The organism is Pseudomonas gingeri (assembly GCF_013385635.1).
GTDB classification, from domain to species: Bacteria; Pseudomonadota; Gammaproteobacteria; order Pseudomonadales; family Pseudomonadaceae; genus Aquipseudomonas; species Aquipseudomonas gingeri_A.
In genome coordinates this window covers 1-17188 of sequence record NZ_JACAPR010000020.1, presented here as the reverse complement: position 1 = coordinate 17188, position 17188 = coordinate 1, and the positions used below count along the sequence as shown (strand labels likewise).

Here is a 17188-nt window from a genome sequence, read left to right as displayed (position 1 = left end):
CTGCCGGTTAAAAATTCTGAAAGAGTAAGTCCGACTGAGGTTAATCCAAAATCCGCAGCTCTATACCGCACTGCGGATCGGCCAGGTCAGGTCAACTTATTTAGGTACGTCAGTTCCGCCACCACCTCCTAGGCGCTGCCAACTATTGGCAATAACCATATCCATTCGGTCGCGCTGATCTGGGGTAAGCTCGATGCTGCCTGATGCAGGAACCCCGAAACTAGACATTGCTTCTACGAGCATATCGACCTGTTGTGAGTAGAGGACCTCAGACCCCATCATCACCGAATCAAGTTTGTGGCTATCGCTAGCATACCAGTCTTTAATAGTTATCTTATCATCGCCCCCTAAAAAATCCAGCACCAATGATTGATCTTGCCGAGACAACCAGACATCAAATTTCGACCCTCCGACAATTGCAAGAATATCTTCTTCTTGATCAGGATTTAGCGAGTCGTTGTATATGATGTCCTGACCATCACCGAGCGAAAACTCGTAAAAATCATGCCCACCCAATCCGGACAGAAAATCATTCCCCTTCCCACCTATAATCACATCGTTTTTATTAGTACCTATCAACGTATCATCGCCATCAGTACCAAAAATAGGACCAGGAGGCTCCGGCAAAGGACTAAGCAGCGAATCAATTTGATTAAAATCCAAAAACTCGTTCGCTGAGGTTTTAACATAAGACAATCGTGAGTCATTATCAGCAAAATGATTCGCAACAGAGATAGAGTGATCCAAATCACCATCAACTAGAATCAACAAACTATTATCTTGCCGATGAAAGCTCAATCGACTTAAGTCGACCCCTTCATTGAAGACGATACCATCATATCCTCCACCAACAATAACTTCCCCGCCCGCATCAGAAGCGCCAAAGAAGTAAATATCATCTCCCGCGCCGCCATCGAAATACCCACGAGAAGGCTCGCCAGAGAATTTATAAACCGAAAAGGTATCATTACCTTCACCGCCTACCAGGTTAGTACCTTCTAATACATCATCGCCTTCTCGTCCGAAAATGGTCTCGCCATGTGTAGCACGAATAAAATCATTTCCCTTTCCACCGGAAAATGATAAATCGTTACTGGCACTGGAAAGTTGTACCAGACCATTGTAAGTGACATTCATGCCATTTTCATGGAGGTCTGGAGCCGTTCCAATACCGGCCTGACGTATCAGTTCAGCAGTGCTGATACGTTCCCCGCTTGCAAGCTGAATATATTCAATACCCGTACTGAAAAAATCAGTACTGTTTGGCATTGCTATTCGCACCAAGTGATCAGTTCCCCAACGAATATCCAGTGTTGTTTTTTGAGTCGCAACACGAATTCCGTCACTGCTCGTCCCCGAATAGCCAGCCGATATTCTATATCCGTCAATGTCCTCTACCACCTCGGCGCCCCAGGAAAAAGACAGATCAGTAAATTTCACGCCGCCCGGCAAAACCACAACATCACTCGACCCCAAGGAGTTATTCGGGTAACTCCACCTGCCAGTCATCCAATCACGTACGGGGAGGTTGATATCAACAATGATATCTTTCGTCTGATTGCCATCAATAATGTAGGTGTCGCGCCCATCCCCCCCCGACAAATAGTTGGTCCCTGCGCCACCTAAAAGAAAGTCATCTCCCCAATTACCAACCAGTGTGTCATTCCCCTCGCCACCTGCCAGGAAAGTTCCTTCACCTATCGGATCGTCTGGATTGAATGCATACGCAACGATTTTGTCATCACCTTTTCCGCCTATATATCCGTTACCGCCCTGAACATTATAGCGCCCACCAACATCTCCGCCCTTTATCACAGAGTAGGTGATAACACTTGAATTATTAGAGTAGTGATTTATAAACTTGACATCAGGATCATTTTCACCAGCCTCAACAAGAATTTGAGTTGACTTAAACGTCCAATAAGACAACCCTCCGCTACTATTTCTATAAGATGTACTATATGTACTCCCCTGCTCAAACGTACTAGACTCTGTTGACTCAGTAAAATACGAACTTAAAACAGCATTTTCACCATTACCACCCTGCATACCGCCTACACTTCTTTGCAGCGCCCCCTCTACAAATCGAACGTCATATTTAGAGTCCTGATAATATGTAATCCTCCCCTGAACTAGAACTTTATTGTAAGAATATAGTCCATCCCTCCCCTCATACCCATCAATCAGCAACTGCCTGACATGACCGTTTAAAATCCGCTCTTTGAATATGCCAGCATAATAATCAGTTTGAGATAACGGATTAGCCTGACTAGAGTCAATCGCCTGAGACAATGACAAAGGAGAAGCCCCGCCATATGAAATATTCCATAGGCCAGGATTGGAAAAATAATTAGTTAACCTAGTATTGCTAGCAGACTCGTATAAATAGCTAACGACTAAATCATCACCACTTCGTTCAAAGAGCAGTTCAGAGGGAGAGATATCCTTTGAAACCAAAACAGTGTTCAGACTGCCTTCGGCTGCTATCCACGTGTCCTGTCCCATGTATTTTGAAAATACAAATGTGTTGTTCCCTTCCCCTCCATCTAGCCGGTCACTTCCGCTACCGCCATCGAGCCAATCATCGCCAGCACCTCCAAATAGCAAATCGTTACCTTGCCCTCCCAATAAGGTGTCTGCCCCGTCACCACCATAGATTTTGTCATTTCCAGTTCCTCCCTTAACTTCGTCATTCCGCGAGGACCCAAAGAACTCATGACCTAAATCTCCTAGGTTCGCTTTGATCGGGGACTGCGCGATCAGTGAGGACAATTCCACTGACGATCCATCCGAAAATGTCACAGCACCTATCGCACCCAACATACCCTCAACAACAGAAATAACACCACCCGGGTAGCTTATTTGCAGTACCGAAGTGCCGTCGGCACCATAGCCAACTTCAAAATTTAAATCGGACGCGTTTATGCCTTGACCAAAACTAATTCTATCTTTTTTCTTTCCTTCTAATTCCTGCTGCGGTTCAAAAGTTTCGAGAATTACATCTTTCCCGTCACCAATTTCAAAGTGATAAACATCAGCCCCTGAACCTCCGACCAAAAAGTCATTACCCTTACCGCCAGTGATCAGATCGTCTCCGTCATTGCCCAAAATCGTGTCGTTGCCCAGCCCGCCAAATAGCACATCATCAGAACGATACCCCAATATTTGATCATCACCATCAGTGGGCCGTACAAGCATTGCTTTTACGTCATGCACGCTCCAAACAGTACCATCCGAAAAAACAATTTCGTCGACAGCATAACCGTGGTTTGCGACCGTATCTTCATCAAAATAGCTTTGAATAGTGACACTTTCCGCACCACCATCTACCTGAACAACAAGATCATAATAATTGCGCTTAACGCTGACATCAGAACTTTTAATACCTACACCGAAAACCAACCTATCAAGCTTTGTGCCTTCAGCATCCTGATCTGCGTTGAGAATGGTGTCATGCCCATCTCCTCGTGAGAAATGGTAGGTATCGCTACCATCTCCTCCGACAAGATAATCATCACCGACACCACCGACCAGATGATCATCACCTGCACCGCCATATATGCGATCCCCACCCGCATTACCCAAGATCACATCGTCGGCATCTGTTCCATTAATAACATCGTTACCGCTGCCTCCAACAAGACTACGAATACCGATACCCATCATCAAGTTATCAAAACCCACTACACCTGTAGGATTGACACCCCTAAGTTTAGACAACAGTTCAAGCCCAAAGCTTCCGAGACCACTTAAGCTCTCTCCAAAGGTCTTGAAAAATTCTTGACCTGCCGCTTCATTCGAATCATATCTATCTTTTAGCTTTCCAACTATCGACGACACATCCCAAGAAACACCATCATTGGTCTTAATGATTTTCAGCCCATCTAGAAATGAGCCAAAATGCGTTTGAAACATTAATTTATCGTAAACTGCCGATGTGAGATTATCAAAACCCTGTAATAAAATAGCTGCTGCCGGACCATGCGGATTCGGGTCCCTCGCTCCCCAGCACCATGTTCCCAGATAACTTTCACCTAAAAAAGTTTCAAGCGTCGCCAGCTTTCTTGCATCGCCAATTACGTTCCCATAAATCTGCGTAGCTGCGCGACTTTTAGGATCAATATCATATACGCCTGCCCAACGATAGACTATTTCCTGCACAATCTGATGAAGCAGGTCGGGGTTTGTTTCCTTCGAGAAGCTTTCCACCAACGACTTCAATTTCCCAGTCGTATCCCGCGCCATCGCTTGATGCAAGCTATGAACGTTACCAAAACCTAAAATATCGGGTAGTGCACGGATGTCATTTGAGACCTCTACGAGTTGAGTATCTACTGTATTCGCTCCGTCCACAGCGAACCACACATCACTGATAGCAGCGACAGTTCCATCGGCACGGGTATAAAATCCTGTCTGGCGATGTTCATTTCCATTAATATCTTTTACTGAGCTTGAGATATCGCCATTTGCATCGGCCTTTCCTGGCTCCGTATATTTTAGATCAAATGAAGACACACCTGACTCACTCAACCCAGCCAACTCACCACTTTGCACCACACCATCAGAATTCAAATCCCGCCAAACTTTCAACTTTGAGAACGCGGAGTCTTGTGCATCAAATACTCCGTCATGATTCTCATCAAGGTCAGCAAGTGCCAAAAAACCATTTGCTGCATTCTCTCCACTTTTTAACTTTGTATTATTACCAAAAAGCTCGGAACCGCTATCTATCTTTCCGTTTCCATTCTTATCCCAGACCAGCAGCCCATCATTCCTTCCTGCCCAGCCTGTTTTCTCTGCGAAACCATTCCCATCAAGATCGAAATTAACGCCCTGTCCCACTGAAATAGTCTGTACGCCATCGCCATCAAGATCTAAGATCAATGGACTACGGGTAATTTCTGCCGTCCCAAACTGCTTTTTAAGACTTTCAATTAGACCCTGACCAAAGGATATCTGGTCATAGATTGAACTCCCTAATGCCTGACCAAACTTATCTAAACCAAGATCCCCCCACATCCATTCAAAGACAGATCCGATAGGTGCATCAATACCCAGCCATTTTGACAAGCCTGCCGCATTCTGAAGCATCGCCTCGGTCAGATTCTTCATATATTCGGAGAAAGAATCGCCTTCAACCTGAACGTAATCTTCTCCCAACCCAAAAGGAGAAGGTAAAAAATCCCCAATTGTCCCTGCCCAGTTCCACTTTTCAAGCTTCAAGCCGATAACGGCGGATTGCACATCTGCATCAATAATATAACCGGCTTCAGGTATGCCACCACGATCCAAAACATCAGAAATTACTTGATTAGCCAGCACATCAGAGGCAACCTGAAATTCAGAGTCACCAATAATTTTCCCACTTGCCGCTCCTGCGAACCTAACCGAACCACGAACCGTATCGCTAAAAAAACTACCATCATTTTTATTGATTGATTCCGCAGCCGTTAGCCAGTTCGAAATCTTTACAAGGCTCGAAGCATCAGCCCCACCACCCTCAGCAGAAAACAACTGATTATTTACCAGACTCCTAAGATATCTATAGGCGCCTGGATAGTCTCCCTGCTCCCGAAGACCACTCAGGGTAGAAACTTGGTCCGACGTCATATTTATAAGATTCATGATTTCCCTCTCACCGAACGATTATTTTATCCAACAATTCCAAAACCGCTTTATCAACATTTTCAAAATCATCAATAGATTTATCAAATTGATAAAGGACCTCGTATTTTTTTCTGTATATGCGATCTAGTTCATAAGTAGCAATCACTGTATCAACATAGACCTGCCCGCCATCCTCTCCTTGAAAAACGACTACCTTCTCACCTTTAACCATATATACGCTTCGGCCATGCTCCGACTTGATCGGCTGCATTCCTTCAATATTTAAAAACGAGCGCCCGAGAGAATTGCCCCGAGGCCTTATCCTTATTGTAACTTTATTACCTTCAACCGCGCCGTCACGAATCAACTTAGAACCATCAAGATCATAGCCAAGGGTCAGAACCTCCCCCCCACCTAACCTGACTCTAGAGCAATCATGCTCATTTATTTTTAGCTCGAATGGGCCATACACACACCGTCCAGCAGACCAATGGTCCGACTCGCTCGAATTTTGCATGATATAAAGTCTTAACAGGAATAGGAAACCTACTATGCCTACCCCCGAAATCAACAAAACATTTTTAAAATTAATGCTCATCGAAAGACCTCAGAAAAAAACAATAAAAAAAACACTACCTAACAAAGAAAGGCAATTTTACTTGCCACTGTAGTTATAAAAGTGCATGACCACTACCATAGATAGCATTTATCGCTCCTTCAAACTCGAACTCGCATAAGCTTCCAACGGACTCAGGAAGTACTCGATCACGCGCCGTTTATCCGTTTTCGCTTCTGCCGTCACCGACATACCCGGAGACAGCGACACCTCCTGGCCTTGTACGGTGACCTTGTCTTTGAGCAGGCGGATCCTGCTGCTGTAGATCGGGCCACGCTTTTCGTCCTCGATGGCGTCCTTGGACACACTGATCACTTCGCCATCGACGGCCCCGTACTTGGTAAAGGTGAAAGTCTCCACCTTCACGGTGACGGGTTGCCCAGGGCGGACGAAGCCGATGTCCTTGTTCTCGAACATCGCCTCGACTTCCACCGGCTGATCGCTCGGGGCGATGATCATCAATGGCTGTGCGGCGGTGACCACGCCACCAATGGTGTGCACCGCCAGTTGCTGAACGGTGCCATCCACGGGCGCGGTCAGGCTCATCAAATGATCGCGTTGCTCGGCCTTGTTGAGTTCCTGGGTCAGTGACGCGGCCTTTTGCTCGGACTGCTGCTGCAGGTCCAGCATCGTTCGCCGACTTTGAGCCAGCAGAGCGGCCCTTCGGCGTTCAGCTTCCTTCTTCGAGGCGCCGACCTCGGCCAGTCGGGATTGCTGCACGGCCATGTCCCGCTCCTGGTCCAGCAAAGCCTGCTGCTTCTCAAGGTAGGCATGGCGCGGGACATACTGCTGCTCCAGCATCTGCTGGTAATCCTCGGCCAGTCGGCGTGCGATGGGCAGCGTCTTCTGCAACGACGCCAACGTCGCCCTGGTGGACTGAATCTCTGCCGATCGCTGTTCAATTTCAGCGTCGATCTGTTCCAGGGAGCTGCGTAGCTCCAGGTACTGCCCCTGTACCCAACGCTGGGCAGCCCTCTCCTGTTCAGGGGCAGCCTGGGGAATATGGCCGGCCAGGGAGCCAGGCTCCTTACCCGTCTGGATGGACTCGATCAGGGCTGTCGCGCGTGCGCTATCCACCTCGGCGGCGAGCAGATCACTCTTCAGGCGCTTGATGTCAGCCCCCGTCGCGCTGGTGTCCAGCTCGACCAGCACGTCACCGGCTTTCACCACCTGCCCATCGTGGACCTGGATGGACTTGACGACCGCAACCTCACTCGGCTGGATGGTCTTGCTCTTGCCGCTGGCCACAATCTTTCCGGTGGCCGTGGCCACGACATCGATCTGACCAAAAATGGACCAGAGCAAGGCCAGCAGCGCAAACAACATGATCGTCCATTGGATGTAGCGCGGTGCGGGGTGGACGGGTTGATCCTGCAACGCCAACGCTGCCGGCAGAAACTGCACCTCATGGGGAAGACGCTGGGGGGCATCCAGCAGCTTGCGTTGCCCCCATGCCTGCTTCCAGATACGACGATACCGTCGAAACAGCTCTCGACCTGCCGATGGTTGGCTCATGACAACTTATCCTTGTTGCAAGCGGTAGAGGCGTGAGTAGTGTCCGGCCTGATGAGTCAGCAGTTCAGCATGGCTGCCCTGCTCGACGATCTGCCCTCGGTCCATCACGACGATGCGGTTGGCATCGCGCACCGCTGAAAGCCGGTGCGCGATGATGATCACCGTGCGTCCCTTGCAGATTGCCTGCATGTTTTGCTGAATGATCCGCTCCGACTCATAGTCCAGGGCGCTGGTGGCTTCGTCGAAGATCAAAATACGGGGGTTGCCGATCAGCGCCCGGGCGATTGCCACGCGCTGGCGCTGGCCGCCGGACAGTGAGGCCCCATGCTCGCCCACCACGGTGTCGTAGCCCTCGGGCAGCTCAAGAATGAACTCGTGGGCTCCGGCCATCTTGGCCGCCTGCATGACGGCTTCCAGCGGCGCGCCTGGATCGGTCAACGCAATGTTCTCGCGGATGCTGCGGTTGAACAGCATGTTGTCCTGCAGCACGACCCCGATCTGGCGGCGCAACGAGGACACATCGGCCAGCGCCAGGTCCATGCCATCGACCAGCACGCGCCCACGCTCAGGGACATACAGCCGTTGCAGCAAACGAGTCAGGGTACTTTTGCCCGAACCCGAGCGCCCAACCACTCCAATGACCTCTCCGGCCTCAATCACCAGGCTGACGCTGCGCAGAACCTCGGAACCCTCCGGACGGTAGCGAAAATGCACCTGATCAAACTCCACACGTCCTTTGAGCGTCGGCAGCGCACTGCGGGTGGCCTGGGACAGTTCGGTCCGGCTATTGAGGATGTCGCCCAGTCGCTGAACCGAAACGCCCGTCTGCTGGAAGTTGGTCCAGAGTTGGGCCAGGCGCATGATCGGTTGAGCCACGCGCCCGGCAAGCATGTTGAAGGCCACCAGTTGGCCGACCGACAACTGCCCATCTATCACCAACCGTGCGCCCAACCAGAGGGTCGCTACCGTGACCAGCTTGCCGATCAGCGAAACGGCTTCGTTGGCGATGGTAGAAAGCGTTTGGGTCTTGAACCCGGCCGACACGTAGGCTGCGAGCTGGTTATCCCACTTGCGGGTGATCTGAGGCTCGACGGCCATCGACTTGAGGGTGTCGATGCCGTTGATGGTTTCGACCAGGAAGGATTGGTTCTCGGCGCCGCGGGCGAAGCTCTCGTTCAACCGGGCCCGAAGCAGTGGTGTGATAAATAGCGAGACGATGAAATACAGCGGCAGCGACACCAGGACGATCAGGGTCAGCCAGCCACTGTAGAACCACATCACCGCAATGAAGACCACCGAGAACAGCACGTCCAGCAGCAGCGTGATCGCGTTGCCGGTCAGAAAGCTGCGAATGTTTTCCAGTTCGCGAACCCGAGCCACGGAGTCCCCCACCCGCCTCGCCTGGAAGTACGCCAGGGGCAAGGTCACCAGATGACGAAACAGTCGGGATCCCAGCTCCACGTCAATCCGGCTGGCCGTGTGGGCGAACACGTAACTGCGCAGGCCGCTCAACGCCGACTCGAACAGCATGATGCCCAGCAGCCCGACCGCGATGACATCGAGCGTCGTGAGCCCGTGGTGAACCAGGACCTTGTCCATCACGACCTGGAAGAACAGCGGTGTCAGCAGGGAGAATATCTGCAGGACGAACGAGACCAACAGGACTTCGCCCAGCAGTTTGCGGTACTTCACGATAGCGGGAATGAACCAGGTGAAATCGAACCGCGACACCTCGCCGGCCTGCGAAGACTCGGACTGGATGAGGATCAACTCGCCGCTCCAGCGGGCCTTCAGTTCCTCGGCACTGAGCACGATCGGACGCTGCAGGCGCGGATCGTGGATCAGTGTTTTCTCCTGGTCCACGCGCGCAATGATGAAGAAGCTGCCGTCGTCCGCGCAGGCAATGGCCGGCAAAGGGGTCTGGGGAAGGCGTTCGGGTTTGGTGCGAAGGGCTTTGGTTTTGAGCTTTAACTGCTTGGCAGCGAGCAGTATTTCCGGCCTTGAGAAACGCTGACCTTCGGCGACGTATTCGTGAGCCAATTGCTCGGCCGATGCAGCCACGCTGTGAAACCTTGCCAACATGACCAAGCACGCCAGGCCTGTATCAAGAGTATCCGAAGGCTGCGCAGCCCCCTCGCCCTGTCCGTGCATACAACCGCATCCTTGCCGATGGCTTCAAGCTCGAAATCCCCCGTGAAACTGGGAGAAAGCTGATCATAGGCGGATTGGATTCACCAGCGGAAGAGCAAAACGACATCACCGGTATCATTTTTGATGCAATATTTCATTTGACATGAAAAAAGACCGAAAACCGCCCGTTTTACAGCCCCTCAGCGCCCCTACGGATCGAAGATGGGCGCGGTTGCTCGAGGTTCGCACCGGCCATTTCAGGCGGCAGAAAGTCGCGGCGCGGGTCGTAGTCAGCTTTCAGATACTGGGCAAGGCTTTGCAGGTCCGACGGGCTGAGTGTGCCTGCCGCCTGCTTCAGGCGCAGGTTGTTCAGGATGTAGTCATAGCGGGCGTTGTTGTAGTCCCGCACGGAGGTGAACAACTGGCGCTGGGCGTTGAGGACGTCCACGGTGTTGCGGCTGCCGATATCGGCGCCGACTTTGGTGGCCTTCAGAGAGCTTTGCGCGGAGAGGATGGTCTTCTTGCGCGCCCTGATCTGCTCGATGTCGGAATTCACCGCCCGGTAGAAACTGCGGGTGTTGAGTACCACTTCCCGGCGCTGCCCTTCGCGTTGCTCTTCGCTCTGGCTCAGCTTCTTGTAAGCCTCGCGCGCCTGGGAACTGACCCGACCACCGCTGTAGATCGGCAGATTGACCTCAAAGCCGATGGAGCTTTGAGCGACGTTGTTCTGATAGCCGTCCCGACCGAAGTCGCTGGGGTTGCTGTAGCCGAAGCTGTCGTTATCGCCTTTGCGGTAGGACGCCACGGCATCCAGGGTGGGCGCGTGTCCGGCTTTTCTCTGGGAAAGGCTTTGTTCCGCCGCCTCAACGGCCAAATCACTGGCCTGCAGTTTGAGGTTTTGCTTCATCGCGGCATCCACCCACTGTTTCGCATCGGCAGGCACCGGCACCAGCACGGGCAATTGATGCTCGATCCCCTCAATGCTCGCGTAATCGTGGTTGGTCAGACGGATCAGTTGCTCGAAGGCGTCATCGACTTTGCGCGCCGCCAGCTCGCGGTTGGCCTGGGCGTTATCGTAGGCCGCCTCAGCATCAAGCACGTCGGTGATACTCGCCAGGCCCCCCTTGAGGCGCCCGCGGGCCTGATCCATCTGTTGCTTGAATGCGATCTCTTCGGCCTCGGCGGCGGCGTGCGTATCCGACGCGCGCAGGGTCTCAAAGTAGGTCTCGGCGGTTTTCAGGATCAGTTCCTGCTCGGCTGCTGACAGCTCAAAGGCTGCCTGCGAGGTGCTGGCCTGGGCGACCTTCAGGCCGTACCAGGCGTCGGCCCGGAACAGCGGCTGCCGCAGATTGGCCTGGTAGGTGGTTCCGCTGCGCACGCGCGTCAGTGCGGGTGCATCACGCTCCAGTCGTGTCGATTCGATGGTTGCGCTGGTCGTGATTGCCGGCAGCAGATTCGCCCGGGCCTGGGGAATGGCTTCCTTCTGCGCCTCGAATCCTGCACGGGCTGCCTTGATTTCGGAGTTGTTGGTGACCGCTTCCTGGTAGACGGACATAAGCTGCGCGCGGTCCGAGGGCGCTGAGGCTGATTGCGCCGCGAACACACTGGCAGGTGCCATGCACGCCATCAAGAAGACGCAATACCTGCGGGTCATGAACAAGTCCTTTTGTGAGGCCCGGAGGAGAGATAAGGGCATAGTGGCCTCGCGGGCGAGGAAATTATGCTAGAGCGTGTTGCAGGTCAACAATCGTATGAAGCGAAGGCGGTCCACCGATGCGCTTTGGCTTGGCGAAGATAGATGTGATCACAAGCAGTGAGAGTGGCGCTATCGAATGTCTGGATAGGTATTCGCCCTTTTCCGCCCAACTGCCGCAACACCTGGTAACGACGCGAAATAGCCCTCCGAAAATACGCCGGTTTCCTACACGCTATGGGCGTGGGAGAATATTGTGTGCGCCTGCCAGTGTGTCTAGAGTCCGGAGATCGCTGCAAATTCAGCGATCGGGCTTGGACACCCGGGACCACACAGTGCGTACAGCACCGCGATAGCGGTTTTTTTGTGCTCGCATCATGGCGGGCTGTGCGCGGGACACTTTCGAGTGTGCCGGGTTCTCTGTGTCCCGGTTGTCCAACCTGCGTACAGTTCGCCACCCTTCGCTTGGACACGAAAGTGGTGAACGCCTCCAACACACAGAGGATTCACAATGGTCAAGAAAATCACCCCTGATCCACCACCCAGCGACACTGCCAGTGTTGAGGAAAGAGCGACCTACCTGAGCAAGCTCATGCATGAAGCTTTGACCCTGATCGATTCAAAGCCCCCGAGCAACTTCCTGTCCAAGCTCCTCTATGCCCTCTCCTTCGCAGCCGTTAAACCAGTGGAGCCCGACAACTCATCTGCCCCGCCACTGTTCTCTGTTCAACCCGGTGTCAATGCCAAGGCAGCGCTGACTCAGGTGTCGCAGTTGCTCAAATCAGCTGAGTTGAACGCCGATGAAATCTGCCCGCGCCTCGAGGGTTTTGAACGGGACCTGCTGATGGGGCTGATCCACTCCGTTACGTTGTCCAGGACGGTTGTGGATGCGTTGCTTGACGGGACAGCCACACCCTCCTACACCTAAGTCAAGTAATCGGCAGTAGCGATATTGCGGCTGCCGATCACTGACCGATTGGGTCAAAAAGGGATTTGCCGAGCCTCAAGCTTTTGTCGGTAGTGTCAGGTCTGTAGAACTGGAAGACCTGAACTCGGCAAACCCCGCACCGCCCGCCAACACAATTCCTGCTTCGATCCTAGAACGGGATCTGAGCCGTACCGTCAGCCGTGAGTAGACACGAAACCGCGCTCCACTTGCTCTCCCATTTGCACTCATGATGACGACCGTGCGCATTGGACATGAAAAACGCAGCCTCTGATGACGACAGGCAGCAATCGGCCAAAAGCAGCCGTTTAGAGCTACAAAAATAAATCTGTCTCCATTGTTCTCTCTTTGATTGTTATAGGCAGCTAGCTATATTGATAGCAAACTGACACTCCTCAGGCTTTCAAGGACGATCCATGCGCATCCAGCACGTAGAGATATCTAACTTCCGAAAGCTGCTTTCTGTGCGAATTGACTTCGCTAATGAGACCACGCTGCTTGTAGGTGCCAACAACAGCGGCAAATCCTCCGCCATGCTGGCACTCCGGAGATTTTTGGTTTCGAAGGGTTCTGCTTTTCGGCTCCAGGATCTGACTCTTTGTCATTTCGCCAAGCTTGACGAGATTGGTAAGGAGTGGGAGAACCCACCAGCAAACTTTGAAATTCCTACAGCCAAGGACTGGGCCGACTGGCTCCCTAGTCTGGATATCTGGGTGTCGGCAGATCAAGGAGAGTTCCACTTCATCCGCGATCTCATTCCCAGCTTTGCGTGGCGCGGGGGGCTTGTGGGAATGCGTTTCCTGCTTGAACCAGATGATATGAATATGCTGTACACGGACTATCGCAAGGAGCGCGCGAGGGTTGCAGAGCTTGAGGATGCTTTAGGGAAGGAGGACCCGCCTGGTAGCCCGCTGACGCTATGGCCACAGAGCCTTCATGATTACTTGAACCGTCGGCTGGGAGATAAATTCAAGGTTCGTTGGTATCGCCTAGATCCGCAACAACTTAAGAAGCCTGACAAGTCGACTCGAATGGCTCAAATGCAGCAATTGAGTCCTACTTCCCTGCCTCTGGAAAGCAATCCCCTCAGTGGATTAATTCGAGTACATGAGATCAATGCACAGCGGGGATTCGGCGACCATTCGGACGACAATCAAGGCGATAACACTAGACCCAGCGGTGCCCGAAAACTCTCGGAACAACTCAGATCCTATTACTCCCGACACCTAGATCCAGGTGACAGCCCAGATATCTCAGATCTCGAAGCGTTGCGGGCGATAGAAGCAGCCCAGTCGGCATTCGATACCAGGCTAAGTAGCAGCTTCGAATCTGCTATTAGAGAGGTCGAGGGATTGGGCTACCCTGGCCGCAATGACCCACGCATCAAAGTCGCAAGTCGCCTGGCAGCAACTGACGGCATGAACCATGAAGCGGCCGTCCTTTTTGAGTTGGATTCAATTCAGGGGGCCCCAGGAGCCCCTCCTCTTCATTTACCAGAGACCGCTAACGGGTTGGGATATCAAAACCTGATATCTATGATTTTCCGGCTGATGGGTTTTAGGGATGAGTGGCTAAGAAAAACCAGGGCCGCCAGCGCGGAGGTAATAGACCGCGTCGAGCCCATCCACCTCGTGCTCATTGAAGAGCCTGAAGCCCACCTTCATGTTCAAGTGCAGCAAGTGTTCGTGCGGCACGCCTACCAAGTTCTATGCCGAGACGCTTTGCTTGAACGCTACCCAAATCTGAAGACTCAGCTTTTGGTGAGTACGCACTCCAGCCATGTAACTCATGAAGTGGAGTACCAGAACCTTAGGTATTTCAGGCGACTCCCAGCAGGGATGTATGGCATCGGTGTACCGGTGTCGACGGTCTCTAACCTCTCTAACGTGTTCGGCGATGGAACAAAGACGAAGGAGTTCGTAACCAGGTATCTGCGGGCACAGCACGCAGACATATTCTTCGCCGACGCCGTCATCTTGGTAGAGGGCTCAGCAGAGCGAATGATGTTGCCGCATTTTTTGCGGAATAAGTTTCCATTCCTTGACCGCTGCTACATCACAACCCTCGATATCGGTGGCAGTCACGCACACCGACTAAGGCCTTTAATTGACGCGCTTGGCATCCTCACTCTGGTTATTACAGACCTCGATGCAGGATTTAATAAAGCGGCAAAACCGGTGCAAAGAAACGCAGATCAGATTACGAACAATCCGACATTGCGGAGCTGGATGAAACTGATGCATCTGGGCAGCACAGTGGATGAGCTGCTTGAGCTGCCAGCGAATCAAAAAGAGCACCAGATCGACGACCTGTACTCGGTACGCATCGCCTATCAAACTCCTATTTCCACCCACCTGCCCGCTACTGGTGAAGCAATACAAGCTCTACCAAATACCTTTGAAGACAGCTTTGTGCTTAGCAACGCCGGTCACTTTGCGGAAAAAACAAACGGCACTGGTCTGATGAAGGCCTTCGTAAAAATTTTGAATGAAGCGCAAACATCGGAAGCCGTCGGAGAAGGTTTTTTCAACGAATTACGCGAAGGAAAGAAAGCAGAGTTTGTGTTGCTCGTTTTGGGCGACAAAAACTTCCCCAACCTTGAAATCCCTGAATACATCAGTGAAGGCCTCAACTGGCTTGAGTCGAAATTGCGAAGCAAGCAAAAAGAGCTACTGGTAATTCCGCCCGAGGGCGCGGAGGTGACGCCATGAGCGAGGCAGCTGTCGCAGATGCCGACACCATTATGCAGGCTTGCCTGAATCTGGCAGACCCGAAGAGCTTTTTTCTTTACGCAGGTGCTGGCTCAGGAAAAACCCACTCACTCGTCGAGGCTATCCGCGAACTCAAAAGTCGCGAGCGAGAACGCCTGACGTTCGAGGGCCGGCGCATTGCGGTGATCACCTATACAAACGCAGCCTGCGATGAAGTTCTTCGGAGGCTAGAGTTTGATCCACTCGTGGAAGTTTCGACCATTCACGCGTTCGCTTGGCGCCTAATTCAAGGATTCGACAACGAGATCAGAGAGTGGCTAAGGATCAAACTTGCCCAGGACATTGGGAAGATCGAGGGCGAGCTAGCACGCTCGAGAGGCGACAATAAAACATCTCGAGCAAACCGACGGAAGCTACAAAGCAAAATACGTAGACTTGAGACTCTGGACGAGATTACCAAGTTCATCTACAGCCCCACAGGTGACAACAGAGAGCGGCAAGCTCTCAATCACGATGAGGTCATCAAGTTAACTGCAGCATTCGCTCCTGAACGCCCTTTGTTGGATGTTCTAGTAGACCGCTACCCAGTTGTATTGATCGACGAAAGCCAGGACACCCACGCTCCAGTAATGGAGGCTTTTCTGAAAGTCCAGCAATTGGCGCAGGCACGCTTCTGCCTGGGACTACTGGGCGACACCATGCAACAGATTTACGGCCATGGAGTAACGCGCCTTGATAAAGCGATACCGGATGACTGGCTGAAACCTGAAAAGGTCGTTAATCGCCGCTGCCCTCGTAGGGTAGTAGATCTTATCAACGTGATTCGACGCGCTGCAGACACCCATCAGCAGACCCCCAAGCCCGATGCCATTGAAGGTGTAGTGCGCATGTACTGCATTAGTCAAAGCCAAGAACAGGCACCAAATCTTGAGGAAGGCATCGCTCAGTCGATGGCTGCAATCACCGACGACGGCGAATGGGCTACCGGTCCTGAAGGCCGAAAAACCTTGATCCTCGAACATAAGATGGCTGGACGGCGGATGGGGTTCGAAAAGCTGTTCACGCCCCTATACGGGGTTGAGCACCTTCAAACAGGCTTGCTGGATGGAACCTTGCCCGCACTTCGCGTTTTCAGCGAAGGCGTTCTTCCCATTCTTACCGCAAAGGACGATCACTTCCTTCTGCTTGAAGCCGTACGCTCTCGCTCTCCCTTGCTCAGCAAGGATGCAATGCAATCAACAGGGGATCAATCGGCCCACATGCAACGTGTAGAGGACGCGACGCATGCCCTGCTCTCTCTTTTCGAAAAAAACGATCCAACACTGAGCGAGGTCGCAACGCTTCTGTTGCAAACCCAACTGCTTGACGTTCCTGACAATCTGGTTGGGGCTATGGTGCTGGGAGCCCCTAGTGAGGCTCCAGATCCTGAAGATACGAACGCGATGACCAACTACGCCTACCAGCTATTCCTTGAGCGTCCATTTTCGGAACTGGCAGCCTTTGCGAGTTATGCGGATGGCCTTTCACCCTACGGTACACATCAAGGGGTAAAGGGGCTGGAGTTTCCACGAGTCATGGTCGTCATCAACGATGAGGAGGCAGGCGGCTTCTTATTCAGCTACGACAAATTGCTGGGTGTAAAAGAACCAACAAAGACTGACCGGGACAACGAGCGTGACGGCAAGGACAACGCACTAGCACGTACTCGTAGGCTGCTTTACGTGACATGTAGTCGGGCTGAAAAGAGCCTGGCGATTGTCGTATACACACCCCAGCCTACACTCGCCAAGCGAAACGTTGTTGCTGCTGGCTGGCTTCAGGAGAGCGAGGTCGAAATCCTGTGAGGCCTTCCTCCTAGGGGCTGTTGCCGTTTCATCCTAACCAACTGATTTATAAAGAATTTAAGGCATCAGGCAGTTTTATAAAATTCCTTGTTTTTCAATTGGTTAGTGGACTTGCCCCTACCAAAC

At 52.2% G+C, this 17188-nt stretch carries 8 protein-coding genes; 3 read left to right on the top strand and 5 right to left on the bottom strand.

Annotation, left to right across the window (positions count from 1 at the left end; genetic code table 11):
* Window positions 1-96: 96 nt before the first annotated feature.
* From HX851_RS44950 to HX851_RS44930, 5 genes are all read right to left on the bottom strand, one after another.
* Window positions 97-5625 (bottom strand): SPM autocatalytic domain-containing protein, encoded by a 5529-nt coding sequence (locus tag HX851_RS44950; RefSeq protein WP_177066084.1) that lies wholly within the window; start codon window positions 5623-5625, stop codon window positions 97-99.
* 10 nt (window positions 5626-5635) lie between these two features.
* Complete coding sequence (locus HX851_RS44945) at window positions 5636-6205, bottom strand: hypothetical protein (RefSeq protein WP_146049244.1); 570 nt, start codon at window positions 6203-6205, stop codon at window positions 5636-5638.
* Between the two features lie 108 nt (window positions 6206-6313).
* A complete protein-coding gene (locus HX851_RS44940; RefSeq protein ID WP_017125835.1) occupies window positions 6314-7738 on the bottom strand; it encodes an HlyD family type I secretion periplasmic adaptor subunit in 1425 nt (474 codons plus the stop codon).
* A gap of 6 nt (window positions 7739-7744) precedes the next feature.
* Window positions 7745-9889, bottom strand: a complete 2145-nt coding sequence (locus HX851_RS44935; RefSeq protein WP_042935241.1) for a type I secretion system permease/ATPase — start codon at window positions 9887-9889, stop codon at window positions 7745-7747.
* 169 nt (window positions 9890-10058) lie between these two features.
* On the bottom strand, window positions 10059-11522 hold the full coding sequence (locus HX851_RS44930) for a TolC family outer membrane protein (protein ID WP_177066093.1): 1464 nt from the start codon (window positions 11520-11522) through the stop codon (window positions 10059-10061).
* A gap of 550 nt (window positions 11523-12072) precedes the next feature.
* On the opposite strand from HX851_RS44930, the gene HX851_RS44925 reads away from it, so the two are divergent.
* From HX851_RS44925 to HX851_RS44915, 3 genes are all read left to right on the top strand, one after another.
* Window positions 12073-12489, top strand: coding sequence for a DUF6124 family protein (locus HX851_RS44925; RefSeq protein ID WP_177066082.1), 417 nt, complete (start codon window positions 12073-12075; stop codon window positions 12487-12489).
* A 434-nt stretch (window positions 12490-12923) separates the two neighbouring features.
* A complete protein-coding gene (locus HX851_RS44920) occupies window positions 12924-15218 on the top strand; it encodes an AAA family ATPase (RefSeq protein ID WP_177066080.1) in 2295 nt (764 codons plus the stop codon).
* Entirely contained in the window at window positions 15215-17062 is a 1848-nt protein-coding gene (locus tag HX851_RS44915; RefSeq protein WP_177066078.1) for a UvrD-helicase domain-containing protein, read from the top strand. Before HX851_RS44920 ends, HX851_RS44915 begins: the two co-directional genes overlap by 4 nt.
* Window positions 17063-17188 lie beyond the last annotated feature (126 nt).

Bases quoted from the DNA above. Each gene is read 5' to 3' on its own strand.
- HX851_RS44950 (WP_177066084.1), bottom strand. From the start codon at position 5,625: ATGAATCTTATAAATATGACGTCGGACCAAGTTTCTACCCTGAGTGGT.
- HX851_RS44945 (WP_146049244.1), bottom strand. From the start codon at position 6,205: ATGAGCATTAATTTTAAAAATGTTTTGTTGATTTCGGGGGTAGGCATA.
- HX851_RS44940 (WP_017125835.1), bottom strand. From the start codon at position 7,738: ATGAGCCAACCATCGGCAGGTCGAGAGCTGTTTCGACGGTATCGTCGT.
- HX851_RS44935 (WP_042935241.1), bottom strand. From the start codon at position 9,889: ATGCACGGACAGGGCGAGGGGGCTGCGCAGCCTTCGGATACTCTTGAT.
- HX851_RS44930 (WP_177066093.1), bottom strand. From the start codon at position 11,522: ATGACCCGCAGGTATTGCGTCTTCTTGATGGCGTGCATGGCACCTGCC.
- HX851_RS44925 (WP_177066082.1), top strand. From the start codon at position 12,073: ATGGTCAAGAAAATCACCCCTGATCCACCACCCAGCGACACTGCCAGT.
- HX851_RS44920 (WP_177066080.1), top strand. From the start codon at position 12,924: ATGCGCATCCAGCACGTAGAGATATCTAACTTCCGAAAGCTGCTTTCT.
- HX851_RS44915 (WP_177066078.1), top strand. From the start codon at position 15,215: ATGAGCGAGGCAGCTGTCGCAGATGCCGACACCATTATGCAGGCTTGC.